Raw genomic sequence first — 26,902 nt, 5'->3', positions numbered from 1 at the left:
CCGATTGAAATTGTCATTCGCTCACGCTGCATCGCGTTTCGCGCCATTTCGATAAGCCTCGACGCGCTCGATCAACGCCTGAAGAATCTCCACAGCGTCGCCGATCACCGCCAGGTCAGCTCGCTTGACCATGTCGCAGTTCGGGTCCCTGTTCACGGCGACGACCTTCTCGCAGGCGCCGATGCCCTGAAGGTGCTGGACGGCGCCGGAGATACCCACGGCCAAGTACACGCGTGCGGTTACCCAGGTGCCCGTCGCACCGACCTGACGCGCACGCGGCATGTGCCCATCATCCACGGCGACGCGTGAGGCGCCCTCGGTCGCGCCGAGCGCAATGGCGGCACGGTGGAACAGATCCCAGTCCTTGATGCCGTTGCCGCCCGAAAGCATGAACTCCGCTTCTGCCATGGGAATTTGTGCCGGATCGACCGCGACCGACCCCAGGTCCTCTATGCGTGGCAAGTTACGAGGAATGTGCACCGATAACGTTACCTGGCGTACCTCATGGCGAGTTTCGCTGACGGGCTCTGCGCATTCGGGGGCTGCCAGAATCAGCCGTGGCGTGGCTTGCCCAATGTCTTCGCGACCTGCGCCTGCGCGCCCGAGCGTCTGGCCATCCTTGATCTGCCAGACACGTGTTGCAGGCCGTTCACCGAGGCTCGATGCCAGGCGCCTGCCCAGCTCGCCGCCACCCGTGCGGCTATCGGGCAACAGCCAGTGACGCGGCGAGTACTCGCTTTCCAGCGCCCGTAGCGCCAGTACGCGTTGCTCGGGCGAGTAGCCGACGTACTCGTCGCCGTCGATCTGGAGCAGGCGGTCGACGCCGGCCGTATCGAAGCTCTGCTCTTTGTGCTCGCCGAAGATGACAGCCATGACTGCTCCGTCTTGACCGGCCAGCCCTCGCGCGAGCCCAAGCACGTCTTTGTCGTGGCTGCCCAATCGGCCACCCACCATGTCGGGTACGACGGCAATGATGAAGGCCGGTTGCTCGACCACATGCAGCGGCGATTGCACCTCCACGCTCGTGCTCTGGCGTTTGCCGGTCCCTTGTTGTGCACCGCTGCGATCGATACGTTTGATACCCGCTGGGCCGATGAAACCGGAGGCCAGGGCATGCGGATTCTTGCGGATGAGGCCATTGGGGCCCATCCACTGGGTTTGCTGGGGCTGCATCGCCGCATGCAGCGGATGCAGGCGGTTGCGAGCGATCCACTCGGCGCGGGGGTCGCGGCGGATGAGGTCAGTCATGTGGGGCGCTCCGGCGACGTCAGGTGGAGGGCGGTTAGTTTGTTGTTCTGAGAAAATTTGGACATGGCTAAGGGCAGGCGTGGCGACGATAAGGTTTCTTCCGGGGCGTTGGCGTGAGTTTCACCATCGTGATCGCCCACAAGTGGGCTCCTACAGAAAAGCGGATGGGATCCTCCTCGGACTTGCGCTGGGCGTACTCCCTGTAGGAGCCCACTTGTGGGCGATCGCGATGTCGCGTACGCCGTAACACTCAGGGAATGTTCACAAATCACACGCCCCATCACTGCACCTCCGCCAACTCACGCCGCGCGGCTGGCTTCTTTGCCGGCGCTTCGCTTTCGATCAACACCTCGGCCACGAGCTCGGCGATGTCCTTGATCTGCGGGCGGGGTTCGACGACGCCTTCGAGCATCACCGTGCATTGCGGGCACCCGACGGCCACGAGTTCGGCACCGGTTTCCTTGATGTCTTCCATGCGCATGTCGGGAATCCGCTGTTTGCCGGGAATGTCGGTAATCGGCGCGCCGCCGCCGCCGCCGCAACAGCGTGAACGGAACCCCGAGCGGGCCATTTCCTTGACCTCGATACCGATAGCCTTGAGCACGGCGCGCGGCGCCTCGTACTCGCCGTTGTAGCGGCCGAGGTAGCAGGGGTCGTGGTAGGTGACACTTCCGCCTTTGTGCTGGCCCAGTTGCAAAACACCGGCCTTCATCAACCGCTCAATGTACGTGCTGTGGTGGAGCACCTCATAGTCGCCACCCAGCGCGCCGTATTCGTTCTTCAGCACGTGAAAGCTGTGGGGATCGCAGGTGACGATGGTGTGGAACTGGTACTTGTCGAGCGTGGCAATGTTGCGTTTTGCCAGCTGCTGGAAGGTGGCTTCGTCGCCGAGCCGACGGGCCACATCGCCGCTGTCACGCTCTTCCAGACCGAGGACGGCGAAGTCCACGCCCGAGGCCTTGAGAATCTTCACGAACGCTCGCAGGGTGCGCTGGTTGCGCATGTCGAAGGCGCCATCACCTACCCAGAAAAGGATATCCGTGTGGCCTTGTTCCGCCAGGATCGGCAAATTCAGGTCTGCTGCCCAGTTCAGGCGGCCACCCGGTGCGAAGCCGCCGGGGTTATCGGTAGCGATGAGGTTTTCCAGCACTTCGGCGCCCTTGTTCGGCGTCGAGCCTTTCTCCAGCGTTAGGTGGCGGCGCATGTCGACGATGGCGTCGACGTGCTCGATCATCATCGGGCACTCCTCGACACACGCACGGCAGGTGGTGCATGACCACAGGGTTTCCGCGTCGACCAGCGCCTTGCCCTGCAACGAAACGATCGGTTGATGCGGGCCGCCGCTGTGTTCGCCTAGCGGTTTGCCAGGGTAGGGCGAGCCGGCGAACTTGGCGTCGCTGCCACCGGCGAGGCCGATGACCATGTCCTGGATCAGCTTCTTCGGGTTCAGTGGCTGGCCAGCGGCAAACGCCGGGCACATCGCCTCGCATTTGCCGCACTGCACGCAGGCGTCGAAGCCGAGCAGCTGGTTCCAGGTGAAGTCGGTGGGTTTCTCGACGCCCAGTGGCGCCTTGGGATCGTCGAGGTCGAGTGCTTTCAAACCTGTCGATCGGCCACCACGCCCGTCTTTTCTGGAGAACCGTTCACTGCGACGGTGCCAGGCCAGGTGCAGGGCGCCGGCGAAGGCGTGCTTCATTGGTCCGCCCCAGGTCATGCCGAAGAACATTTCCGACACGCCCCAGGCGATGCCGAGGGAAAGAATGCCGGCAAGCACCCAGCCACCGAACTCGGCGGGAAGGATGCCCGCCACGGGCAGCGTGGCGATGAAGAAGCTCACCGAGAACATCAGCAGGCTTTTCGGTAGGCGCATCCACGGGCCTTTCGACAGCCGAGGTGGCGGGTTGCGACGGCGTTTGGCGACGAACAAGGCGCCGGTGAACATGCAAACCGTCGCCGCCAGCAGGGCGAAACCGAGGATGCGACTGTGCAGGCCAAAGCCATGCACAAGGATCGCCAGTAGTGCCGCCAGCACGAAGCCGCCCGCAGTGGCCACATGGGTCTTGGACATGTATTTGTCGCGCTCGACCACATGGTGCAAATCGACCAGATAGCGGCGTGGCATTTTCAGCAGGCCACCGATCCAGTCGACCTGGGATGGCCGGCCGCGGCGCCACATGGAGAAACGCTTCGCCGCACCGAGGATCGCAAGAGCCAGGGCCGCGAAAAGCAGGATAGGGAGGATGGTTTGTAGCATTCGCTTACCCTCGTAGGGCGGGTTATCCGCTTTGCGGCGTAACCCACCGTGAACGCGACCATGCGCATCCGGTGTGTTCTATGGGCTCTGATCGGTGGGTTACATTTAACGGCTAACCCACGCTACGGTCCTCTTGTAGGAGCCAGCTTGCTGGCGATCGAGGCGATGCGGTGTCTCTGTGATACCGCGTTATCCCTGATCGCGAGCAAGCTCGCTCCTACAGGTACGGCGTGCGTTCAGCCAGATCGCTGGCCTATTCAAAAATCCTTACACAACCGCAGTGCGTCATAGATCGCCGCATGCACGTTGCGCTGCGCCACGCAGTCACCGATGCGGAACAGCAGATAACCATCGCTCCCCGTCCTGCCATCCAGTGCCGACAGGCTCGGCTGCGGCTGGATCGCGAACTGCGCTTCGATATCCATCTGGCCCTTATTGAGCGAGCCTTCCTTCAGCGCGTAATACAGCGCTTCGTCCGGGCGCACGCCGTTCTCGACGACGACCTGGTCGACCACGCGCTCTTCGCGGGTGCCGGTGTATTCGTTCTCCAGTACCGCCACCTTCTTGTCGCCCTCGGCGTAGACCTTCTCCAGCATCATGTCGCCGGTCATGATCACTTCCTTGGGATACAGGCTGCGGTAGTACGTCGGGAAGGTGGTGCCGCCCATGGCGACGCCCGGCTTGATGTCGTCGGTGACGATCTCGACCTGGCTGCCCTTGTCCGCGAGGAAATCCGCCACCGACATACCGGTGAATTCGCAGATGGTGTCGTATACCAGCACGTTCTTGCCGGGGGCGACCTTGCCGCTGAGGATGTCCCAACTGCTCACCACCAGGCCTTCGTCCGCGTGCCAATGCTCGACCTGCTCGGTAAACGGATGGCCGCCGTTGGCGAGGATGACGATGTCTGCGCGCAGATCGTTGATGGTGTCGACGTCGGCTGCCGTCCCAAGGCGCAGGTCGATGCCAAGGCGCGTCAATTCCAGTTGGTACCAACGGGTGATACCAGCGATCTGGTCACGCTGTGGTGCCTTCGAGGCGAGGGTGATCTGCCCGCCCAATTGCTCCTGTTTTTCGAACAGCGTGACGTCGTGGCCGCGCTCCGCGCTGACCCGCGCCGCTTCCATACCGGCAGGCCCGCCGCCGACGATCACGACCTTGCGCTTCGCTCCGCTGGTTTTCTCGATGATGTGCGGCAGGCCCATGTACTCACGGCTGGTCGCAGCGTTCTGGATGCACAGTACGTCCAGGCCCTGATACTGACGATCGATGCAGTAGTTGGCGCCGACGCACTGCTTGATCTGGTCGACCTGGCCCATCTTGATCTTGGCAATCAGGTGCGGATCAGCGATGTGCGCACGAGTCATGCCGACCATGTCGACGTAGCCGCCTTCGAGGATGCGGGTGGCCTGGTTCGGGTCCTTGATGTTCTGCGCGTGCAGGACTGGGACGTTGACCACTTCTTTGATGCCCGCCGCCAGGTGCAGGAAGGGCTCTGGCGGGTAGCTCATGTTCGGGATGACGTTGGCCAGGGTGTTGTGGGTGTCGCACCCTGATCCCACGACGCCGATGAAGTCGAGCATGCCGGTGTCGGCGTAATACTTGGCGATCTCTTTCATGTCGTCATGGGAGAGGCCGTCCGGGTGGAATTCGTCGCCGCAGATGCGCATGCCGACGCAAAAGTCGTCGCCCACTTCGGCGCGTACGGCTTTGAGGACTTCGAGGCCGAAACGCATGCGGTTCTCGAAGCTGCCGCCCCATTCATCGGTACGCTTGTTCACGCGCGGCGACCAGAACTGGTCGATCATGTGCTGGTGCACGGCAGAGAGTTCGACGCCGTCCAGTCCGCCTTCCTTCGCACGGCGCGCGGCCTGCGCGAAATTGCCGATGACCCGCTGAATCTCTTCCGGCTCGATGGTCTTGCAGGTGGCGCGGTGCACAGGCTCACGAATGCCGGACGGGGACATCAGCGTCGGCCAGTGGCCGCCATCCCAGCGTGAGCGACGGCCCATGTGAGTAATCTGGATCATGATCTTGGCGCCGTGCTTGTGCATGGCGTCGGCGAGATTCTGGAAGTGCGGAATGATGCGATCGGTGGAGAGGTTCACCGAGCTCCACCAGTGCTGGGGACTATCGATGGCGACAACCGAGGAGCCGCCGCAGATAGCCAGGCCGATGCCGCCCTTGGCCTTTTCCTCGTAATACTTCACGTAGCGGTCAGTGGTCATGCCGCCGTCGGTGGCATACACCTCGGCATGCGCGGTCGAGAGCACGCGGTTACGGATGGTGAGCTTGCCGATCTGGATCGGCTGGAACAGCGCTTCGAAAGCCATTTTCCTTCCCCCCGGAAACTACTGCGCTCGGTCATGCTGCGTTGGAGGCGGGATTCGAAAATGCTCATTTACGAAACGTAAACTCCGCTTTTCTCACCCGTCTCCGCCTTGCCTGCCCTTCGCTCGCTACGTTTCCTATTCATTCGCAGAGGTGGAACCCCGCAGGTTTTCCACCTCAAGGTCTAATCCGGTTTTTTGTAGGGCGGGTGAAACCCGCGGCGGCACTCGATGGAGCGCTGTACGCGGGTTGCACCCGCCCTACGTTTTTGTCTGGGCCCGGAGGCTCTTTCGTAGGGTGGATGGCCGAAGCCATCCACCGTGGAGAATCAAAGCGGCCGGGTGATGAACAAACCCTCGTCATGCCCGTCTTCGGAGCCGCTGTACTCCTGCACGCTGACGGTGCGGATCGGGCTGCCCTTGGCGGCGAGGATCTGGTCGATGGCACCGGAGAACCAGCCGGTGAACATGTAATCCACCTTGCGGTTGACCTTGCCGTACACGTACACAAAGGCGGAGTGCTTGAGCTTCACTTCCGCGTAGCCAGTCTCCAGATCGAGTTTCTGCGTTTCGAACAGGCCCCAGCCGCGCTGCGACAAGCGCTTCATGTAGTGCTCAAACACCGCCGCGCCTTCGATGCCATGGCACTCGGCCTCTTTCTCGCACCAGTGCCAGGCGGATTTGTAGCCGGCCTTATAGAGAATTTCGGCGTATTTATCGGCGCCGAGTACTTCCTCGATGCCCATGTGGTTGTTGACGAAAAAGTGCCGGGGGACGTAGAGCATCGGCAGGGCGTCGGTGGTCCAGACGCCAGTTTCGTCATCGACCTGAATGGGCATTTCGGGGGCGTGAGAGGCCATGTGTTCAATCCTAGGTAGGGCGGGTGAAACCCGCGTTTACGAATGTTCGGCTGTTTGCGTTGCGCGGGTTGCACCCGCCCTACGGGAAACGTTCGAGGCGTCGTAGGGTGGATGGCCGAAGCCATCCACGCAGATCATCAGTAGAGGCGGTGGATGAGGCGCTGCCGTCATCCACCCTACGGTTTATTCGCCCCAGACGTCGGCGAGGATGCGCACCCAGTTCTCGCCCATGATCTTGCGCACGGTGCGCTCCGAGTGGCCGCGCTTGAGCAAGGTCTCGGTGAGGTTTGGGAATTCGCCCACGGTACGGATGCCCAGTGGGTTGATGATCTTGCCGAAGCGGGTCAGGCGGCGAGCGTAGCCCTTGTCGTGGGTCAGGTATTCGAAGAAGTCCTGACCATGGCCCTGAGTGAAGTCGGTTCCGATGCCGATGGAGTCCTCACCGACGATGTTCATCACGTACTCGATGGCTTCGGCGTAGTCGTCGATGGTGGCGTCGATCCCTTTGGCGAGGAATGGCGTGAACATGGTCACGCCGACGAAGCCACCGTGGTCGGCGATGAACTTGAGTTCTTCGTCTGACTTGTTGCGCGGGTGTTCCTTGAGGCCGGAGGGCAGGCAGTGGGAGTAGGTGACTGGCTTCTTCGATTCGAGGATGACTTCCTCGCTGGTCTTGCTGCCGACGTGGGACAGGTCGCACATGACGCCGACGCGGTTCATCTCGGCGACGATCTCGCGGCCGAAGCCGGACAGCCCGCCATCACGCTCATAGCAGCCAGTGCCCACGAGGTTCTGGGTGTTGTAGCACATCTGCACGATGCCCACGCCGAGCTGCTTGAAGAGCTCCACGTAGCCAATCTGGTCTTCGTAGGCATGTGCGTTCTGGAAGCCGAAGAGGATGCCGGTCTTGCCCAGCTCCTTGGCTTTGCGGATGTCTGCGGTGTTGCGCACCTGCATCACCAAGTCGCCGTTTTCACGGATGAGCTTCTGCTTGTCGGCGATGCTGTTCATCGTCTGCTGGAAGCCTTCCCAGACCGACACGGTGCAGTTGGCCATCGTCAGGCCGCCTTTACGCATGTCTTCGAAAAGCTCGCGGTCCCATTTGGCGATGATCAGACCATCGACGACGATGCTGTCGGCGTGAAGTTCGGCGGGTGTCATCAGGCTGCCCTCAGGTTTGGCGCGTCGCATCGGTTGGCAACGCTTTGGGGGCAGCTTATCCCTCGGCATTCGAGCGCCCCGATGCAAAAACGACTGGGGGTTTTCTAGGAACGTCAACGTTGTCGTGATTACGACATGACATGCGCTCTGGATGCGTGGGTGAGGGTAACGGCGAAAGTAGATGTGAGCACGTAAATGTAGGGGCGGCTTTAGCCGCCAAGGCGACTGAAGCAGATCGCTGCCCGGCCGCCCCTACAAAAAATTAGTGTCGGCTATAGGCCCAACTCACTCAACGACGGATGATCGTCCGGGCGGCGCCCTTGTGGCCAATGGAAGAGGCGATCCGCTTCTGCAATCGCAAGATCATTGATGCTGGCGTGGCGTTCGACCATCAGACCGTATTCGTCGAATGCCCAATTCTCATTGCCATAGGCGCGAAACCACTGCCCGTTGGCGTCGTGCCATTCGTAGGCGAAGCGGACCGCGATGCGGGCGTCAGTAAATGCCCACAACTCCTTGATCAGCCGGTACTCCTGTTCGCGCTGCCATTTGCGGGTGAGGAAATCCACGATAGCCTCGCGCCCGCTGAAGAACTCATTACGGTTTCGCCATCGGCTGTCCTGGCTGTAGGCGAGCGACACTTTGTGCGGGTTGCGGCCGTTCCAGCCGTCTTCAGCGGCGCGAACTTTTTGGGTGGCGGAGGCGTGATCGAACGGCGGAAGGGGTGGTCGAGAGTCGGTCATGTGAGGCTCCTTTGGGGAGCCTCATCCTCGCGCCGATCCGGACATTTGTTAAGGTCAGCGGTCGCTCAGATTCGGACAGCGGCCGCAAAACCGGGCCTTCCCCTCGTCTGGTCGGGCGACGGGAAGGATTTGCATAAGGATCAGGCGGGGACGCTGCCGGGTTGAGTCTCAGACGTAGGCTTTGCCGTCGAGAATTACCTTACGCCAGCTTGTCGATTTGATCTCACCAGGAAGGCCGACCTTGGAAAATGGGTCCTGTGCCAGGAAGGCTTTGGCTTCTTCCTCTGTCTCGACGTCGATGATGTACACGCTGCCGGTCGCCACCCCGTCGGCGTCGAGCTTGGCACCGCAGGCCAGCAGTTGGGAGGCGTTCTGACGTAGAAACTCCAGATGGTCCGGACGGTTGTCCGCGCGCAGCTGTGCGCTGCCGGGTTTGTCGAAGGTTTCGATGAGGTAGGGCATTGGGACTCCATTTGTCGTTATGGGAGAGCGGCAAGCATAGCGAGTCCGAGGCCGGCGGCAAGATCGTTCATTCCGGCAAGGTCATGTGGCCGTCGGCGTCCAGCGGTGAAAGTGGGTTATAGGCCAATTCCCAGAGGTGCCCGTCGGGATCGGCGAAGTATCCGGAGTAGCCGCCCCAGAAGGTTTTCTCGGGTGCTTTTACAAGCGTCGCGCCCGATGCAATGGCATGGGCCATGGCAGCATCGACGGCTTCCGGGCTTTCCAGGTTGTGGGCGAGGGTGACGCCGGAGAAGGTGCCCGGTGTTGCGTTGCCATCTTGATGCGCGTCCTTCGCCAACTCCTCGCGGGAAAACAATCCCAGGGCGATGCCCTTGAGCTTGATGAATACGATCCCTTCTTGGGAGGCAGACGATCGTTTCCAGCCCAGGCGTTCGTAGAAGGCAGCACTGCTCTGAACATCCGATACGCCGACGGTAATGAGGGAGATGCGGGGGTCGAAAGACATGGTGCGCTCCTGTTCGTATTCAGGACACAGGGTAGCAAGGAGAGGAGGGGTCACGGTTCTTGCTCTCTGTAGGAGCCCACCGGGCTGCGCTCAGCTTGTGGGCGATCCAGATCTAACCGACAACACCGCATTGCCTGGCGGTACGCGATCGCCCACAAGTGGGCTCCTACAGAAAAGCATTCTCTATTAGCTTGAGGCTTCCAGCCGTATCAAGCCGCGCTAAACGTCTTGTGCGGATCGATGACGAATTTCTTCGGAACGCCCGAATCGAACTCGCTGTATCCACGCGGCGCCTCGTCCAGGCTGATGACCTGCACACCCACCACATCAGCGATGTTGATGCGGTCCCACATGATGGCCTGCATCAGCTGGCGGTTGTACTTCATGGTCGGAGTCTGGCCGGTGTGGAAACTGTGAGATTTCGCCCAGCCGAGGCCGAAGCGAACGCTCAAAGCACCTTGTTTGGCGGCAGCATCGACGGCGCCTGGGTCCTCGGTGACGTAGAGGCCGGGAATGCCAATCTTGCCGGCGACGCGGGTGACCTGCATCAGTGAGTTCAGCACGGTGGCGGGCGCTTCGCTTTGCGAACCGGTATGCCCATGCCCCCGGGCCTCGAAGCCCACCGCATCGACGGCGCAATCCACTTCCGGTTCGCCCAGCAGGCCTGCGATCTGCTCGTGCAGCGGTGTGTCTTGGGACAGATCGACCACTTCGAAGCCTTGGGATTTCGCATGCTGTAGGCGAGCCGGGTTGAGATCACCCACGATCACCACGGCAGCGCCCAGCAAACGTGCGGAGGCGGCTGCGGCAAGACCGACTGGGCCGGCACCGGCGACATAGACCGTGCTGCCTGGGCCAACGCCTGCGGTGACCGCGCCGTGGTAGCCGGTGGGCAGAATGTCCGACAGGCAGGTGAGGTCGCGGATTTTCTCCATGGCCTTGTCGCGATCCGGCAGCTTGAGCAGGTTGAAATCGGCGTAGGGCACAAGCACGTATTCCGCCTGGCCCCCGGTCCAGTCGCCCATGTCGACGTAACCGTACGCGCCACCCGCCCGTGCCGGGTTAACGGTCAGGCAGACACCCGTGTGCTGTTCCTTGCAAGACCGGCAGCGTCCGCAGGCGACGTTAAAGGGAACAGAGACCAGATCGCCGATTGCCAGGCGCTCGACGTCACGCCCTTTTTCGATGATTTCGCCGGTGATCTCGTGGCCGAGCACGAGGCCGACTTGGGCCGTGGTTCGGCCGCGGACCATGTGTTGGTCGGAGCCGCAAATGTTGGTGGAGACGACCTTGAGGATGACACCGTGCTCGATCTTGTTGCCGCGCGGGTCCTGCATCTTCGGGTAGTCAATTTTCTGGACTTCTACCTTGCCTGTGCCGAGGTAGACGACGCCGCGATTGTCAGACATGTGATTCTCCTTTGTTGTTGTCGATACAGCGCGAGGCGGGTGCCGCGCGGGATGTATGCGGAGTTACGTGCTTGTCTGTTGCGTCCACCGAAGGCGCGGCTGGTGGGTAAATCTATGTGGCAGTTTTTGAGCGTTAAGAGCGATCGCCCATGAATGGGCTCCTACAGGGAGACTGCTTTTGTAGGAGTCCACCGGGCTGCGATCAGCTTGTGGGCGATCCAAGACGGCGCCGACCTAAAGCACCACCGTCCTATTAGCGTTAAGGAAAACCCGCCTTTCCAGAAAGTAGCCCACGGCCCGCGCCAGTGTCAGGCATTCGATATCGCGACCCTTGGCGACCAGATCCTCAGGGTAATGCGCGTGGTCCACGCTTTCGACGCCCTGGGCGATGATCGGCCCTTCATCGAGATCGTTATTGATGAAGTGTGCCGTCGCGCCAACCAGCTTCACGCCCTTCTGATACGCCTGGTGATAGGGCTTGGCACCCTTGAAGCCCGGTAGCAGCGAATGGTGAATGTTGATTGCGCGGCCATCGAGCCGGTTGCACATATCGGCAGACAGCACCTGCATGTAGCGTGCAAGCACCACTAACTCGGCCCCCGTGTCCTTGACGACCTGCAGCACTTTGCGTTCCTGAACAGGCTTGTCGTTCGGATTGAGTGGGAAATGGTGGTAAGGAATTCCGTGCCACTCAGCCAAATGCGCGAGATCCGGATGATTGGAAATGACCGCGGTGATCTCCATGGGCAATTGCCCGATGCGCTGGCGGTAGAGCAGGTCGTTCAGGCAATGGTCGGCCTTGGAGACCATGATCACCACCTTGGCACGGTAGCCGGGCGGTGTGAGTTCGGTCTGCATGTCGAACGGCGTGACCTGTTCGGCCAGTTTGTCGCGGAATCCATCCTCGTCGAATCCGGCAGGGGCGCGAAATTCGACGCGAATGAAGAAGCGGCTCGAGAGCCGATCATCGAAGCTGTGGTGCTCGGTGACATAGCAACCTTGCTCGAACAGGAAGCGCGTGACCACGTCCACCGTGCCCAGCAGACTTGGGCATTGCGCGGTGAGGATCCAGGTGTCGGGGGTGCGGCTCATGTCCAGGTTTCCTAGTTGGGTGTTGCGCCGGTGGCGTTTCCTGTGGGAGCGGGCCATGCCCGCTATGTCTATCTGGCGGGCTCATCGCGGGCATGGCCCGCTCCCACAGAGGAATTTACTCAGCCTTCCACCGCCAACCCGTACTCGCCGCTGGCATCCTGCAACCAGGCCCAGATGTAATCTGCGAAGCTGCGGCGCACCAGCAGTTCGTAGGTGTCGTCACCGGTATGGCGGATGTACAGCTGGGTCTTCGCGAACACGCTGCCGACCGCCTTGCCTACCGGGAAGGTATTCGGATGCACGTCATAGCTCGTCGACTTCATCAGCACGTCGCGCGCCTTTGGGCCGCTCAATTCGAGAATCGTTTGGCCGCCACTGACGTTGACGACCTGGATATGCTGCTCGCCCAGCGCCAGGCGCAGCTTTTGTTCGATGGCAAATTCCTCACCGCGGGGCGCGATGAGCAGAAATTCGTCCGGGCCGATCCATTGCAGCGAGACATGGTCTCGGGTGGAAAGGCTCAGGGCCGCGGGGAGTTCGAGGCCCAAGGCGTTGTGCACGCCTTCGGCGAACGCGGGGTCGCGGCTATCTCCGCGCAAGGTGAGATGGGCGAGCAACTTTTTCTCGCGCAGGGTCACACCTGCGCCGGATTTGCCTTTGCCGGCCAATTCATTGAAGCCGGCGTGATGCAACGGGGATTCGGCTTTGACGCTGTCGTCTGGGCGCTGTTGGTAGACGTTTGCTGCTGTCATGTCGTCTGTCCTGTGTCTTCGAACGGTGGAAAAGGCTCTGCCGTTTTCCACCCTACGGATTCTGTAAAGGGCGGGTGCTTACACCACGTTCTGCCGTTCACCTTTTGGATCGTAGAAAACCGAGCTCACGATTTCGGCCTCGATCAGGCGGCCATCGCGCGTCGGGGCGTAGACCTTTTGCCCCATTCTCTCCAGGCCGCCCTTGATGAGCGCCAGTGCGATGCCGTGGCCGAGGCTGGAACTCATGTAGCTCGAGGTCACGTGCCCCGCCGAGGGGATCGGCTTGGGATGGTTCGGCTCGAAGACGACCTGGCCGCCTTCGGGAAGGACGTCGCTCGCATTGACTGGCTTGAGGCCGACCAGCTGTTTACGACCTGCTTTCAGCGTGTCTTCGCGGTTCATGCCGCGCCAGCCGATAAACGAGAACGGCTTGGTCTTGCCAACGCACCAGCCCATGTTCAGGTCGAACGGGGTGACGGTGGAATCGGTGTCCTGGCCGACGATGATGAAGCCTTTTTCCGCACGCAGGACGTGCATCGTCTCGGTGCCGTATGGCGTCAGGTTGAATTCCTGGCCCGCCTCGGCGATGGCTTCCAGGACGCCCATGGCGTAGTCCGCCTGGATGTTCACCTCGTAGGACAGTTCGCCCGTGAAGGAGATGCGGAATACGCGCGCCGGTACGCCTGCAACCTTGCCTTCCTGCCAGGTCATGAAGCCGAAGCCGTCTGGCGAAAGGTCGATATCGGTCACCTTCGACAGCAGCTTGCGGCTGTTGGGGCCGGACAGCGTCAACGTCGCCCAATGGTCCGTGACTGAGGTGAAATACACCTTCATCTCAGGCCATTCGGTTTGGTGATAGAGCTCCAGCCATTGCAGTACGCGTGCCGCGCCGCCGGTGGTGGTGGTCATTAGGAAGTGGTTGTCGGCGAGGCAGGCGGTGACGCCGTCGTCGAAGACCATGCCGTCTTCCTTGCACATCAGACCGTAGCGCGCCTTGCCCACGTCCAGTTTGGTCCAGGCGTTGGTGTACACACGGTTGAGGAACTCGCGCGCATCCGGGCCCTGGATGTCGATCTTGCCGAGGGTCGAGGCATCGAGCAGACCGACGCTATCCCGCACGGCCTTGCACTCACGGGCAACGGCCGCATGCAAGTCTTCGCCCGCCTTGGGGAAGTACCAGGGGCGCTTCCACTGACCGACGTCTTCGAACTTGGCGCCTTGCTTCACGTGCCAGGCTTGCAGCGCGGTGTAGCGCTTGGGCTCGAACAATGCGCCAGCGTTACGCCCGGCAACGGCACCGAAGGACACGGGCGTGTAGTTCGGGCGGAACATGGTGGTGCCCATCTGCGGGATGTTCACGCCCAGGCAGCGTGCGGCGATGGCCAGGCCATTGATGTTGCCGAGCTTGCCCTGATCGGTGCCGAAGCCCAACGCGGTGTAGCGCTTGACGTGCTCGACCGACTCGAAACCCTCGCGTACGGCCAGCTCGATACCGGCGGCGGTGACGTCGTTCTGCAGGTCGACGAATTGCTTCGGTGCGCGCGCCGTAGGCTTGTCGTGTGGGACCTGGAAGAGGGCGAGCGTCGGTTCCTCGATACGTTTCTCGGTACGCGGCAGTTCGCCGGATACCGCGCCGAAGCCGGTTTCGGAGGCTGCTTTCGCACCGGCTTCGAAACCATCGGCCAGCACATCGCCCAGGCGGAATACACCGTTGACGGCACCCGCGCAAACGCGTGCCTGCACGCCCAGCGTGTTGCCGGGCACGAAGCCAAGAATGTCTTCCTGCCAGGTCGGTTTGCCGCCCAGGTGCGAGGCGAGGTGCACGACTGGGCTATAGCCGCCGGAGCTGGCGATGAGATCGCATTCGAGCCATTCGCCTGGGCTGGTGACGCGGAATCCGTGTGGATCGATTGCCGCGATACGCGCTGCTTCAACGTGCTTGCTGCCTTTAACGTCGATCACCGAGCTGCCGGTCAGAATACGCACGCCGCGCGAGCGCGCTTCTTCGACCCAGCTGCCGCGCGGGTTACTACGTGCATCGGCAATCGCGACGACTTTCAAACCCGCGTCCAGCCAATCCAGTGCGGTCTTGTAGGCGTAGTCATTGTTGGTCGCGAGGACCAGCTTGTTGCCTGGGGCGACGCCATAGCGGCGGATGTAGGTCGAGACGGCGCCCGCGACCATGTTGCCGGGTACGTCGTTGTTGCCATAGACCAGCGGACGTTCGTGGGCACCGACGGCCAATACCACGCGTTTGGCGCGGACACGGTGCAGGCGCTGGCGAGCAGGGCGCGCGAACGGGCCCATCGGGGCGGTATCGCCAAGGTGATCGGTGCAGCGCTCGTGGATGGTCAGGAAGTTGTGGTCGTGGTAGCCGTTGACCGTGGAGCGTGGCAGCAGCACCACTTCCGGGAAGGTCTTGAGTTCCGCGACGACCTTGGCGACCCATTCGCCCGCGGGCATGCCATCCAACTGTTCACGGGTGTCCAGCAGGCTGCCGCCGAACTCTTCGCCTTCGTCGGCCAGGATCACGCGGGCGCCGCTGCGGGCTGCCGCCAAAGCCGAGGCGAGTCCGGCCGGGCCGGCACCGACGACGAGTACGTCGCAATGGCGGTTCATGTGATCGTAGAGATCTGGGTCGTTCTCGGTCGGCGCGCGTCCCAGTCCTGCAGCCTTGCGGATGTACTTTTCGTACGTCAGCCACATGTTTTGCGGGTACATGAACGTCTTGTAGTAAAAGCCGGGGGGCATCATCTTGCCGCCGACCTTGCCAAGAATGCCCATCAGGTCGTTGTTCACGTTCGGCCAGCCGTTGGTGCTGCTGGCGACCAAACCGCCGAAAAGCGCCTGCTGGGTCGCGCGAACGTTCGGTACCTGGGTGTCGGCACGTGCGCCGATCTGCAGGATGGCGTTCGGCTCTTCCGCACCGGCGGCCACGATGCCGCGTGGACGTGAGTACTTGAAGCTGCGGCCAATGATGTCGACACCATTGGCGAGCAGGGCAGCAGCGAGGCTGTCGCCGGCATAGCCCTGATAGCTCTGCCCGTTGAAGGTGAAGCTCAGTGGCTTGCTGCGATCGATGCGGCCACCGCTGGCGAGGCGATTGATCTGGCTCATGCGGTGGCTCCTTGTGCCTGGGGTTGGGGTTCATCGACCGTTTCGCTAAAGCTTGGCTTTTCGCCGATCTTGTAGGTCTCGACGATCTCGTAGCTCACCGTGTGGCGCGTGGCATTGAAGTACTTGCGGCAGCCCGCCGCGTGCAGCCACAGCTCGTGACGCAGGCCGCGGGGGTTGTCACGGAACCACATGTATTCGCCCCATTCGGCATCGCTGCAGGCGGCAGGATCGAGCGGGCGGGCGATGTGGGCCTGGCCTGCGGGCGCGAATTCTTCTTCGGAACGCGATTCCCCGCAGTGGGGACAGAAGATGTACAGCATGGTCTCGACTCCTAGCGAATATCGGCACCTGCGTAGGGTGGATGGACGAAGCCATCCACCGTTGCGGTGATTTGCCGGAAAGCTCCGTCTTGGGGCCTTCCGGTGGATAAGGCTGCGCCGTTATCCACCCTACGAATGTGTGTTTGGATCAGTGCGCGACCGCCGCAGCGCCGTGTTCATCCACCAGTGCGCCGGTGTGGAAGCGCTCGATGGAGAACGGCTTGGCCAGCGGATGCGGCTCGCCTTTGGCCAACGTGGCGGCGAAGACGTGGCCGGAACCCGGCGTCGCCTTGAAGCCGCCGGTACCCCAACCGCAGTTGATGAACAGGTTCTTCACCGGCGTCGTACCGATGATTGGGCAAGCGTCTGGCGTGGTGTCGACGATGCCGCCCCACTGGCGGTTCATGCGCACGCGCGACAGGACCGGGAACATCTCGGCGATGGCTTCCACGGTGTGCTCGATGATCGGGTAGGAACCGCGTTGGCCGTAGCCGACCCAGCCGTCGATACCGGCGCCGATGACCAGATCGCCTTTGTCCGACTGGCTGATGTAGCCGTGCACGGCGTTGGACATGATCACGCTGTCGATGATGGGCTTGATCGGCTCGGAAACCAGTGCCTGCAACGGGTGCGATTCGACCGGCAGGCGGAAGCCCGCTTTGGCTGCCAATGGCCCGGTGTTGCCGGCGACAACCATGCCGACGCGCTTGGCGCCGATGAAGCCCTTGTTGGTTTCGACACCGATCACGACGCCGTCCTGCTTGCGAAAGCCGGTGACTTCGGTCTGCTGGATCAGGTCCACGCCCAGGGCGTCAGCGGCGCGGGCATAGCCCCAGGCCACGGCGTCATGTCGGGCGTTACCCGCACGGCGCTGAACGGAGGCGCCAAGCACGGGGTAGCGCGTGTTCGGGCTGCAATCCAGATAAGGGATTTCTTCCGCGACCTGGCGGGTGTCCAACAGCTCGTTGGGAATGCCGTTGAGGATATTCGCAGTCACCAGGCGTTCGGCATCACGCAAGTCCTGCAGGTTGTGGCAGAGGTGGTAGCAGCCACGCTGGGAAAACATCACGTTGTAGTTCAGGTCCTGGGACAGGTCTTCCCACAGCTTGAGCGCGTGCTCGTACAGTGCAGACGACTCGTCCAGCAGGTAATTGGAGCGCACGATGGTGGTGTTGCGCGCGGTGTTGCCGCCGCCAAGCCAACCCTTTTCGATCACTGCAACGTTGGTAATGCCATGGACCTTGGCCAGGTAGTACGCCGTTGCCAACCCATGACCGCCGGCGCCAACGATGACCACGTCATACACCGCTTTGGGCGTCGGGTTGCGCCACATGCGCTGCCAGTTCTCGTGGTGGCTGAAAGAATGCTTGAACAGGCCGAAGCCGGAATAGCGCTGCATGGTGGCTCCTTGAAACGATTGCCCGGCCCGCAATGGCTGGGTAAGAACGGGTGGAACCCGCATGAATCGTGCTGCGACCATCGCGGGTTGCACCCGCCCTACGGGTCATGTGCCTTCATGTAGGGCAGGTGAAACCCGCGGGTACGGTCGATTGAATCAACGGTAGACCGGATAGTCCGCGCACAGTCCGGCGATCTGTTTGGCAACTTGTGCTTCCACGTCGGCATCGCCAAGGTGGTCGAGAATGTCGCAGATCCACCCGGCCAGCTCGCTGCTCTGTTGCTCCTTCAAACCGCGCGTGGTGATCGCTGGCGTACCGATACGAATGCCCGAGGTCACGAAGGGCGACTGAGGGTCGTTCGGAACCGCGTTCTTGTTCACCGTGATGCCTGCGCGGCCAAGCGCTGCGTCGGCATCTTTACCCGTCAAACCCTGCTTGATCAGCGAGAGCAGGAACAGGTGGTTGTCGGTGCCGCCGGATACGACGTCGTAACCACGCGAGACGAATACGCCCGCCATGGCCTGGGCGTTACGAATGACTTGCGCCTGGTATTCCTTGAAGCCGGGTTCCATTGCCTCTTTGAAGCACACGGCCTTGCCGGCGATGACGTGCATCAGCGGTCCGCCTTGGGCGCCGGGGAAGACGGCGGAATTGAGCTTCTTCTCGATCTCTTCGTTGGACTTGGCCAGGATCAGACCGCCACGCGGGCCGCGCAGTGTCTTGTGCGTCGTAGTGGTGACCACGTCGGCAAATGGAATCGGGTTCGGATAAAGGCCCGCGGCAACCAGGCCCGCAACGTGCGCCATGTCGACGAAGAGCAGTGCGCCGACCTTGTCTGCGATGGCACGGAAGCGGGCGAAGTCCAGCGTCTTGGAGTAAGCGGAAAAGCCCGCAACGATCATTTTCGGCTTGTGCTCGATGGCCAGGCGCTCGATTTCTTCGTAATCGATCAGGCCGGTTTCCGGGTTCAAACCATATTGAACCGCGTTATAGAGCTTGCCGGAGCTGCTGACCTTGGCGCCGTGGGTCAGGTGCCCGCCGTGTGCCAGGCTCATGCCGAGCAGGGTATCGCCGGGTTGCAGCAGTGCTAAGTAGACCGCCGAATTCGCGGACGACCCCGAGTGTGGCTGCACGTTGGCGTAATCGGCGCCAAACAGTTGCTTGGCACGCTCAATGGCCAGCGCCTCGACCTTGTCGACGAACTCGCAACCGCCGTAGTAACGCTTGCCCGGATAGCCTTCGGCGTATTTGTTGGTCAGGTCACTGCCCTGCGCTTCCATCACCCTTTTGCTGGTGTAGTTCTCGGAAGCGATCAGCTCGATGTGATCTTCCTGGCGATGGGACTCTTCGCTCATCGCCGCGAACAGCGCGTCGTCGTATCCCTGGATTTTGTCGTTTTTGCTGAACATCGGGGTCTCCTGGCGCTGACAGATGTCGCGACATTGGCGTGGTCCATGTGCGGCGATGGTATGTCTGCGACAGGGGGACTAGATGCCTGCTTACGCCGCGAGAGAGTGTTTTTGCGACATGCGCGTTCGCGACATGGGGTGTCGTTGAGAGGCTTGGAAGACGCAGGGCGTTGTATGTCGTAACGGGCCGCGAGCGGAGAAGCGGAATAGAAGGATTGATGTGGCGGTGCGCAGTAGAAACAGAACGACCGCCTTGCGGCGGTCGTTCTGCTCATCCAGGAAGACGAGATTTTAGAACTTGGCTTCCAGATCGACCTGCAGCGTGTTCACGTCTGCGTCGGTTTCCGGGCCGTAGGTGTCGGACTGTGCCATCAGGTAAGTCAGACCTACACCGATGTTCTTGTCGAGCGCGTAACCGAGCTTGAACTTGTGGCCGCGCGAACCCGTGGTGCCACCGCCGAAGTCGGAGTCGGTCAGGGCGCTGACAACACCGTTACGCTGAACGTCGCGATAGTTGTAATCGAAGCTCAGAGCATTCCACTTGGTTTTGAAACCGGCCAACCAGGCGGTGTCGTATTCGCTGGCTTTGTCGTTCTTCACGTATTGGCCATAGACCGACAGCGGCAGGACGAAGCCAGTAATGTCGGCTTTCGCGAACGCTTCGTACAGTTCGAATTCGTCTTCGGTGTTACCGAGCGCTTCGAATACGGTCAGGGTGCCGTCATCGTTCAGGCTCGACGCATCATTGTCGTTGTTGAACGCGTAGACGCTTCCGCCCAAGGTCAGCTTCACCGCTTCGCCCAAACCGAATTTAACGCCTGCCTGACCGGTGTACATGCTCAGGTCGTAGCGAGTTTGAACGCCGTTGGCATCGACGCCGTCGTCGAGTACGTAGTAACCGGTGCTACCGAAGAGTTCAGCACCGCCCAGGTCGTGGGAGTAGGTGGCTGCTGCGCCTTCAGGATTGAGGTCGCCGTCCCAGATGATGTCGCCCATGCTTTCCCACGGTTGGCTCATCTTGCCGCCGATCAAGTTCAGGCCTGGGAGCGCGTCCGGGTGATAGTCAACATAAGCCTGGTCCAGCCACAGGTCTTTCTTCTCGAAGTAGCCGTCCAGGCTCTGGTTGGTGGAGCGGCCATCGTCGCTGCTGCCCGTGGCGATGCGGATACCAGCATCGACCTGCGGCGTGACTTCACTGTACGCACCGAGGCGTGCACGGATGCGCTGCCGGTCTTCCGCACGGCCTTCGCCGTCCACGTCTACACGCTCGTGGCGCAGGCGAATGTCGCCTTTGAACTGAGTTTTGGCAGCCCAAGCCAGTTTCTTCTCGAGAGCGCTCATTTCTTCACGAGTGACCTGGCCGCTGGTAGTGGCGGCTTTGGTTTCATTCGCCAGGTCGGCAGTCAGTTCGGCGTGCTGAGCTTGGTTGATGGAGCCGTTGGCACGGAGCATGTCCAGCAGCTTTTGGTCGACGGCGGCGTTGGCGGTCACGCTGAAGGTCGTCAGCAGCGCAAGGCTGATGGCGGAAGATAAGGATACGACTCTCATTTTGAAACTCCCCATTTTAATAACACGAAGTGGTGCTTGATGCTCAAACTAAGCAACTAACGGTCACGCACTCGTATGCTGATGTGCGGCGCCAGTATTTTCATAAAGAATGACAAATAGATGAACGCGATGAGTCTTTTTGAAGTTGGTTGGAAAAAGTCAGGACGTAACTAGCCGCCCGCTCTTGAAGATCGGGATGTGATTTAAAGTCTTTTGTGCTTCGACTTGATGATCAAGCGGCGGGGTAATCGGTCATGCCGGTTTAAACCGGTTTCATCGCGCAGGAATCCATTTGTGCGAAATCACTAATCTTGTCGCTAAAAACGCGGAGCCGCTCTGGATCGATGCTCCGCGGCAAGCGTCAGGCGGCCGCAATCATCGCCTGAGGATATTACGATTTGATGTCTAAAAAGTGACACTTTGCAGGTGGGCGTTCAGATCGCACTTAATCTGCAGATCTTTAATTGGCTGGCTGGCGCGGGGATGCTCTTCGATGGAAGCGCTTCACGGTTAGTTCTGGTCTCTTGAGTGAGAGTGCGCTTTTTATCGAAGTTGCACCGGGAAGCAAAGTTCTTGGCCGTGCGTATCCCGGAAGAAAGTTGCTCTAGCAATAAAAGATGAATATATGATGTCGGCGAGAAGAACTAAGTAAGCAGCGTTCTGAGACCAACTAGTGCCGCAAGGTGGACCGGATAGAAAAAGTAGGCCCAACGCCCGACCGGGGGGATTGTCCAGGTGATCTGCCGTCTTAGCAGCCAGATGCCGGCCACTGGCGGCAATCCACATATGGCGATAACGACCCATGCGGACACCTCCTTGCGTGCCGCCGCCTCGTAGACGTCAGGCCAGTAGTTCGCGGTGAGGCAGAGCATGATGGGCAGTACCCAGCACGCCTGGAAATGGCGCAGCGCGGCGTAGCAGGCCACGATCAGCAGCATGCCGGGAATGCCATATTGCAGTTGCCCATCAAGATAGAGGCCGACGGCGAGCGCAAGCAGGCCAAGCGTCAGGCTCCAGCCGCGGGGGCGAGCCACCGCCTGGGTAATCAGCAAGCCGAGCACAAGTGTCGGCATGATATTGAGCGTTTGCGCGTTCGCTACGAGAAGCCGATAGGGCCATTCGGAGACCGCCGCGAATACGAACATCCACGCCAGATAGCGCCACGATATAGGTGCATCTCTAAGCTGCTGGCGAGCGACATTGGCAGCGATCGCGACGCAGAAGAGCGGGAACGCCAGCCGCCCAGGGATATAGGTCCAATCGAAGCCTGGCAGCGCGTAGCGCATGTGATCGACGAGCATCGTGATCAATGCCAGCCATTTGATCAGGTCCAACGCAGCATCGCGTTTGAAGTCTGCCGCCCCAGTGTGGCGCTTGCAGGGTGATGTCATTGGAATGGCTGGCATGAACGATGTTTCAGGTCACTGCTTCAAGGCTCGAAACGCATGCGGGTGCGTCGTGGGGGCGGGCATCGCTTGAGTTGTCACGCACCCGCAGGCGCGATACGCGCCGTTCACCGGGGTGCGATGTCGCTGTCAGCGCTTCAGATTCGCGTTGCAGCTCGACGACGCGTTCATCAACCGTTGACGCACCGCTGGATCGGACGCGCCTTGGCTGCCCATGTTCTTGATTTCTTCTTCGGTGAACTCCGCGCTGACTTTCTCCGCTGCGCACTCGCAGTAGGCCTGCAACTGCCCTTGACCATGGCTGCCTTGTGCACCCGCGACGCATTGCTGGACGAAGGCGGAGCGCGCCTGAGGCGTCCAGTCGGCTGCCGCTGGTAGGGTGAAAGCCAAAGCGGCGCCGGCAGTGATCAGCTTGAGATAGCGCATGAATTCTTCCTGTTCCAATGTGATGGGACCAACTTATGTCGGGCTCGTTTGTGTGAGGCCTGAGGTTTCAATGAGTTCCGCCTCCGCCCCGAATGCGCCAGTTCGCCTGTGGCCCCAAGCGCACGGATGGCGGCGGTGAGTAGCCTACTAAGCGTGTGCTCGTCGACCCACGAGCATTGGCGTTTAACAAAGCGGCAATGTTACGCCTTAGTCTGCTGTTTTTCGGCCGTGCTCGACGCTGTTTCGCGTTGCGCCTAAAGTAGAGCGCTTTGCCGCGTAACTCCTTAGGAAACTGCCATGTACGACGCCTCTCAACAATTTGCCAGTGACAACTACTCGGGTATTTGCCCCGAGGCTTGGGCTGCGATGGCGGAAGCAAACCAGGGGCATGCCCGCGCATACGGCGACGATGAATGGACGGCCCGCGCTGCGGATCGTTTTCGGCAGATCTTCGAGACCGACTGCGAAGTCTTTTTCGCATTCAACGGCACGGCGGCCAATTCGCTCGCGCTGGCTTCGCTTTGCCAGAGCTACCACAGCGTCATCTGTTCGGAAGCAGCCCACGTCGAAACCGATGAATGCGGCGCGCCCGAGTTTTTCTCCAACGGTTCGAAGCTGCTCGTGGCGCAAAGTCCAGATGGCAAGCTGACCACCGAGGCGGTGCGTGCGATCGCGACCAAGCGCCAGGACATTCATTTCCCGAAACCGCGCGTCGTTACCCTCACGCAGGCGACGGAAGTCGGTACCGTCTACCGCCCGGATGAGGTTCGCGCCATTGCTGACGTGTGTCGTGAACTCGGCTTGCATCTACATATGGACGGCGCTCGCTTCGCCAACGCCTGTGCGTTTCTGGGTTGTACGCCCGCAGAAATGACCTGGAAAGCCGGTGTGGACGTGCTTTGCTTCGGCGGCACCAAGAACGGTATGGCCGTGGGCGAGGCCATCATTTTCTTCAATAAGGCGCTCGCGGAAGACTTCGATTACCGCTGCAAGCAGGCCGGGCAGTTGGCCTCCAAGATGCGCTTCCTCTCGGCGCCCTGGGTTGGGTTGTTGGCCGACGACGCCTGGTTGCGTCATGCCCGGCACGCCAACCACTGTGCACAGACCCTGGCTGCGCGCGTGGCTGACATCCCAGGTGTCGAGTTGATGTCCCCGGTCGAGGCGAACGGCGTTTTTCTGCAAATGCCCGATGCCGCATTGGAAGCGCTGCAAGCGCGCGGTTGGCGCTTTTATACCTTTATCGGCGGTAGCGCGCGTTTCATGTGTTCCTGGGATACCGATCTTGCCCGTGTCGAAGCCTTGGCTGACGATATTCGCCGGGTAATGGATGTCGAGAAGTGACGGGCAGGCTAGGGGGCGTCGTACCCGTACTGCGCAGTTTCGATGAAGCGAAGGCAAGGGCGTTCTACATTGAATTTCTTGGCTTCGAGGTTCGCTGGACCCATCGTTTCGAGCTGGAGCTACCGCTTTATATGGAAGTAGCCCGCGGCGACTGCGTGTTGCATCTGAGCGAGCACCACGGGGACGCGTGCCCAGGGGCGCAGGTTCGCATTGGCTGCAAGGACATCGACGCGTATTGCGCGTCGTTGCTTGCGAGCCAATACGGCAACGCGCGCCCGAGCGTGAACACCATGCCGTGGGGCGACCGCGAAATGAGCATCACCGACCCGTTTGGCAATCGTCTGACGTTCACGGAGCAAGCGCTGTGATCACCTGCCACCTGCGTTACACGCTCGATCCGTACAAGCTTGCTGAATTCGAGCACTACGCGAAGCTGTGGATCCCTCTGGTCACTCGGTTTGGCGGGCAGCACCACGGCTACTTTCTGCCGTCCGAAGGTGCGAATAATGTCGCCCTGGCGATGTTCAGCTTTCCGTCGTTTGCCGAATACGAGCGCTACCGCACGGCCTCGATGGCCGACGCAGCGTGCATTGCAGCCTTCCGATATGCCGAGGAAACCCGCTGCATCCTTCACTACGAACGCAGTTTCTTCCGTCCGGTATTCGAGTGAGCTGAACCGCCTGCGCGCGGCGTCGGTCTCCTGATCATGACGACGACATGAATAGGAGACCGACATGGCCATCGACGAAGCAAGACTCGAAACGCTGCTCCTGCAGGTGCAATCTCAAGGCGATGCGGTCGGCGACGTCACCGATGCGGGTTATCGCGAAGCGTTCATTGCCGCGAAGGAAGCTCTTGAGATGCTGATTGACGAGCGCGAGAACTGGCGCCAGATGGTGGCCCGTGCGACGGAAGAGTTTCAGGGGGATGAGGGGATCTAGCGTGGGTGTCGACTTCCGTTTTAGTCGTGAGCAACAGATTGGTGCAGGATGCGACTGCGATCTCGGTGAGTATGCGGAGAACCATGCGTTGGTCGCGAATTAGCAGATAGCGTTCTAAGCGCCGCTCGACGCTATACAGACAACTCTAAACCTCCCTATGTGGAAGCGGGCCGTGCCCGCGATGGGCCGCAATCCTATAGCGGCTATGCCCGATCAGCTTCTTTCCCAAGCATGGGGGATGGCCTCGCCGCGTATTGCCGCCCGACCTGCCCCCCACAATAGAAATCGTGATGGGCTACAAGTCCGACACTCGAATACCGTCCACATTGGCGACCAGTCCCTTGAGTGTTTCAAGGTAAACGGCCGTTCTGCATGCGCGGGTATTGGGAAGTTGCTGACCACGTGAGCCATCGCGAGTCGTTAATCGGTTCTGGGAGGCCAAAAAAAACGCCCCGACATGTCGGGGCGTTTCTCGTTTCAGGCCTGGATTAGACGCTGTAGTACAGGTCGTATTCCAGTGGGTGCACGAAGGTGCGCACCTTGATCTCTTCCTCGGACTTCAGCTCGATGTAGGCATCGATGAACTCGTCGGTGAAGACGCCGCCCTTGGTCAGGAACGCACGGCCCTTGTCCAGCTCTTCCAGGGCTTCTTTAAGGCTGCCGCAAACCTGCGGGATCTTCTTGCCTTCTTCCGGCGGCAGATCGTACAGGTTCTTGTCGGCGGCATCGCCAGGGTGGATCTTGTTCTGGATGCCGTCCAGGCCCGCCATCAGCAGTGCTGCGAAGGCGAGGTATGGGTTGGCAGCCGGATCCGGGAAGCGCGCTTCGATACGACGGCCTTTCGGGCTGGAGACGTAAGGAATACGGATCGAGGCGGAACGGTTACGAGCCGAGTAGGCCAGCATGACCGGCGCTTCGAAGCCTGGAACCAGACGCTTGTAGGAGTTGGTCGACGGGTTGGTGAAGCCGTTCAGGGCCTTACCGTGCTTGATGATGCCGCCGATGAAGAACAGGGCGGTATCGGACAGGCCAGCGTAACCCTCGCCTGCGAAGGTGTTCTTGCCGTCTTTGGAGATGGACATGTGGACGTGCATGCCCGAACCGTTGTCGCCGTACAGAGGCTTCGGCATGAAGGTCGCAGTCTTGCCATAGGCATCGGCAACGTTGTGCACGCAGTACTTCAGGGTCTGAGTTTCGTCAGCCTTGGCTACCAGCGTGTTGAACTTGACGCCGATTTCGTTCTGGCCAGCGGTCGCCACTTCGTGGTGGTGAACTTCGACGGTCAGGCCCATTTCTTCCAGTGCGTTGCACATGGCAGTACGGATTTCGTGGTCGTGATCGACCGGCGGAACCGGGAAGTAGCCGCCTTTCACGCCAGGGCGGTGGCCTTTGTTGCCGGTTTCGAAGTCAGCGTCGGTGTTCCAGGACGCCTGTTCGGAGAAGATCTTGAACATGGAGCCGGAGATGTCGGACTTGAACTTCACCTCGTCGAAAACGAAGAACTCAGGTTCAGGACCAACGAATACGGTGTCACCGATACCGGTGGACTTCAGGTATTCCTCGGCAGCCTTGGCGATACCGCGAGGGTCGCGCTCGTAGGCCTGCATGGTGGAAGGCTCGATGATGTCGCAGACCAGGATCAGCGTAGGCTCTTCGGTGAAGGGATCCATGACAGCAGTGCTGTCGTCTGGCATCAGGATCATGTCAGAGGCTTCGATGCCTTTCCAGCCGGCGATGGAGGAGCCATCGAACATCTTGCCGTGCTCGAAGAAGTCTTCGTCCAGAGCGTCGCGAGCCGGCATGGTCACATGCTGCTGCTTGCCCTTGGTATCGGTGAAGCGCAGGTCAACCCACTTCACGTCATTGTCTTTGATCAGTTGAACAGCCTTAGACATGTTGTCCTCCAGTTGAACGGGGTCGCTTCTTTTCGAGCCCCTATGAGTGCCTTTAAGGGCAACTCTCGAAGCGTTGCGCGAGCCTCGTCGAAAAGGGTCGGGACGTGGCATTGCGACGTTCTTGAGATGTCCTGAAGCCAGGCGGATGGTCCGCCAGAACTATCTGCCTCACAAGGGAGCAAATTGTATGCCAGTGCCCCGGAATGGGATTCTCACCTGTAGCCCGCGGCTTGTAGGCCATCAGCGTGGGTGTGAAAGGGTGGCAGGTGTATTGTTTTGGTGC

23 protein-coding genes are annotated in these 26,902 nt (G+C 60.8%); 4 read left to right on the top strand and 19 right to left on the bottom strand.

What is annotated here, in order from left to right:
* Positions 1-21 precede the first annotated feature (21 nt).
* From etfA to IEY47_RS03105, 18 genes are all read right to left on the bottom strand, one after another.
* Complete coding sequence (etfA, locus tag IEY47_RS03190; RefSeq protein WP_188981680.1) at positions 22-1,248, bottom strand: electron transfer flavoprotein subunit alpha; 1,227 nt, start codon at positions 1,246-1,248, stop codon at positions 22-24.
* Between the two features lie 280 nt (positions 1,249-1,528).
* Positions 1,529-3,502 (bottom strand): dimethylglycine demethylation protein DgcB, encoded by a 1,974-nt coding sequence (dgcB, locus tag IEY47_RS03185; protein ID WP_188981679.1) that lies wholly within the window; start codon positions 3,500-3,502, stop codon positions 1,529-1,531.
* A gap of 257 nt (positions 3,503-3,759) precedes the next feature.
* A complete protein-coding gene (gene dgcA, locus IEY47_RS03180) occupies positions 3,760-5,835 on the bottom strand; it encodes a dimethylglycine demethylation protein DgcA (RefSeq protein WP_188981678.1) in 2,076 nt (691 codons plus the stop codon).
* A 326-nt stretch (positions 5,836-6,161) separates the two neighbouring features.
* Complete coding sequence (locus tag IEY47_RS03175; RefSeq protein WP_188981677.1) at positions 6,162-6,692, bottom strand: DUF5943 domain-containing protein; 531 nt, start codon at positions 6,690-6,692, stop codon at positions 6,162-6,164.
* A 183-nt stretch (positions 6,693-6,875) separates the two neighbouring features.
* Positions 6,876-7,853, bottom strand: coding sequence for a dipeptidase (locus tag IEY47_RS03170; RefSeq protein WP_188981676.1), 978 nt, complete (start codon positions 7,851-7,853; stop codon positions 6,876-6,878).
* A gap of 272 nt (positions 7,854-8,125) precedes the next feature.
* The gene (locus IEY47_RS03165) at positions 8,126-8,596 is read right to left on the bottom strand and encodes a nuclear transport factor 2 family protein (protein ID WP_188981675.1); all 471 of its coding nucleotides are present in this window, start codon (positions 8,594-8,596) and stop codon (positions 8,126-8,128) included.
* A 168-nt stretch (positions 8,597-8,764) separates the two neighbouring features.
* Positions 8,765-9,058: a YciI family protein gene (locus IEY47_RS03160; protein ID WP_188981674.1), complete on the bottom strand. Its 294-nt coding sequence runs from the start codon at positions 9,056-9,058 to the stop codon at positions 8,765-8,767.
* Between the two features lie 67 nt (positions 9,059-9,125).
* Positions 9,126-9,563, bottom strand: a complete 438-nt coding sequence (locus IEY47_RS03155; protein ID WP_188981673.1) for a VOC family protein — start codon at positions 9,561-9,563, stop codon at positions 9,126-9,128.
* Positions 9,564-9,772: 209 nt separating this feature from the next.
* Complete coding sequence (gene fdhA / locus IEY47_RS03150; protein ID WP_188981672.1) at positions 9,773-10,972, bottom strand: formaldehyde dehydrogenase, glutathione-independent; 1,200 nt, start codon at positions 10,970-10,972, stop codon at positions 9,773-9,775.
* Positions 10,973-11,206: 234 nt separating this feature from the next.
* The gene (purU, locus tag IEY47_RS03145; RefSeq protein ID WP_188981671.1) at positions 11,207-12,064 is read right to left on the bottom strand and encodes a formyltetrahydrofolate deformylase; all 858 of its coding nucleotides are present in this window, start codon (positions 12,062-12,064) and stop codon (positions 11,207-11,209) included.
* Positions 12,065-12,183: 119 nt separating this feature from the next.
* Positions 12,184-12,816, bottom strand: a complete 633-nt coding sequence (locus IEY47_RS03140) for a sarcosine oxidase subunit gamma (protein ID WP_188981670.1) — start codon at positions 12,814-12,816, stop codon at positions 12,184-12,186.
* A 78-nt stretch (positions 12,817-12,894) separates the two neighbouring features.
* Positions 12,895-15,933, bottom strand: a complete 3,039-nt coding sequence (locus IEY47_RS03135; RefSeq protein ID WP_188981669.1) for a sarcosine oxidase subunit alpha — start codon at positions 15,931-15,933, stop codon at positions 12,895-12,897.
* On the bottom strand, positions 15,930-16,253 hold the full coding sequence (locus IEY47_RS03130) for a sarcosine oxidase subunit delta (protein WP_188981668.1): 324 nt from the start codon (positions 16,251-16,253) through the stop codon (positions 15,930-15,932). Before IEY47_RS03130 ends, IEY47_RS03135 begins: the two co-directional genes overlap by 4 nt.
* 148 nt (positions 16,254-16,401) lie before the next feature.
* Entirely contained in the window at positions 16,402-17,652 is a 1,251-nt protein-coding gene (locus IEY47_RS03125; RefSeq protein ID WP_188981667.1) for a sarcosine oxidase subunit beta family protein, read from the bottom strand.
* Positions 17,653-17,808: 156 nt separating this feature from the next.
* Entirely contained in the window at positions 17,809-19,062 is a 1,254-nt protein-coding gene (glyA, locus tag IEY47_RS03120) for a serine hydroxymethyltransferase (protein WP_188981666.1), read from the bottom strand.
* Between the two features lie 291 nt (positions 19,063-19,353).
* Positions 19,354-20,610: a putative porin gene (locus IEY47_RS03115; protein WP_188981665.1), complete on the bottom strand. Its 1,257-nt coding sequence runs from the start codon at positions 20,608-20,610 to the stop codon at positions 19,354-19,356.
* A gap of 644 nt (positions 20,611-21,254) precedes the next feature.
* Positions 21,255-22,016 (bottom strand): TraX family protein, encoded by a 762-nt coding sequence (locus IEY47_RS03110; RefSeq protein ID WP_229779135.1) that lies wholly within the window; start codon positions 22,014-22,016, stop codon positions 21,255-21,257.
* A 129-nt stretch (positions 22,017-22,145) separates the two neighbouring features.
* Positions 22,146-22,442, bottom strand: coding sequence for a hypothetical protein (locus IEY47_RS03105; protein ID WP_188981664.1), 297 nt, complete (start codon positions 22,440-22,442; stop codon positions 22,146-22,148).
* Between the two features lie 297 nt (positions 22,443-22,739).
* Here IEY47_RS03105 and IEY47_RS03100 point away from each other — a divergent pair, with 297 nt between their 5' ends.
* The 4 genes from IEY47_RS03100 (at position 22,740) to IEY47_RS03085 (ending at position 24,724) form a co-directional block, all read left to right on the top strand.
* Positions 22,740-23,783, top strand: coding sequence for a threonine aldolase family protein (locus IEY47_RS03100; RefSeq protein ID WP_188981663.1), 1,044 nt, complete (start codon positions 22,740-22,742; stop codon positions 23,781-23,783).
* Entirely contained in the window at positions 23,780-24,151 is a 372-nt protein-coding gene (locus IEY47_RS03095; RefSeq protein WP_188981662.1) for a glyoxalase superfamily protein, read from the top strand. Before IEY47_RS03100 ends, IEY47_RS03095 begins: the two co-directional genes overlap by 4 nt.
* Complete coding sequence (locus IEY47_RS03090; protein WP_188981661.1) at positions 24,148-24,453, top strand: NIPSNAP family protein; 306 nt, start codon at positions 24,148-24,150, stop codon at positions 24,451-24,453. The genes IEY47_RS03095 and IEY47_RS03090 overlap by 4 nt, the downstream gene beginning before the upstream one ends.
* A gap of 64 nt (positions 24,454-24,517) precedes the next feature.
* Entirely contained in the window at positions 24,518-24,724 is a 207-nt protein-coding gene (locus IEY47_RS03085; RefSeq protein WP_188981660.1) for a hypothetical protein, read from the top strand.
* A 488-nt stretch (positions 24,725-25,212) separates the two neighbouring features.
* Here IEY47_RS03085 and glnA read toward each other — a convergent pair whose 3' ends face one another.
* Positions 25,213-26,619 (bottom strand): glutamate--ammonia ligase, encoded by a 1,407-nt coding sequence (glnA, locus tag IEY47_RS03080; protein ID WP_188981659.1) that lies wholly within the window; start codon positions 26,617-26,619, stop codon positions 25,213-25,215.
* Positions 26,620-26,902 lie beyond the last annotated feature (283 nt).

This window comes from Pseudomonas matsuisoli (assembly GCF_014647635.1).
GTDB lineage: Bacteria > Pseudomonadota > Gammaproteobacteria > Pseudomonadales > Pseudomonadaceae > Pseudomonas_P > Pseudomonas_P matsuisoli.
Note: the sequence above shows the minus strand (reverse complement) of the source record. Positions and strands in the feature narration are given on the sequence as shown.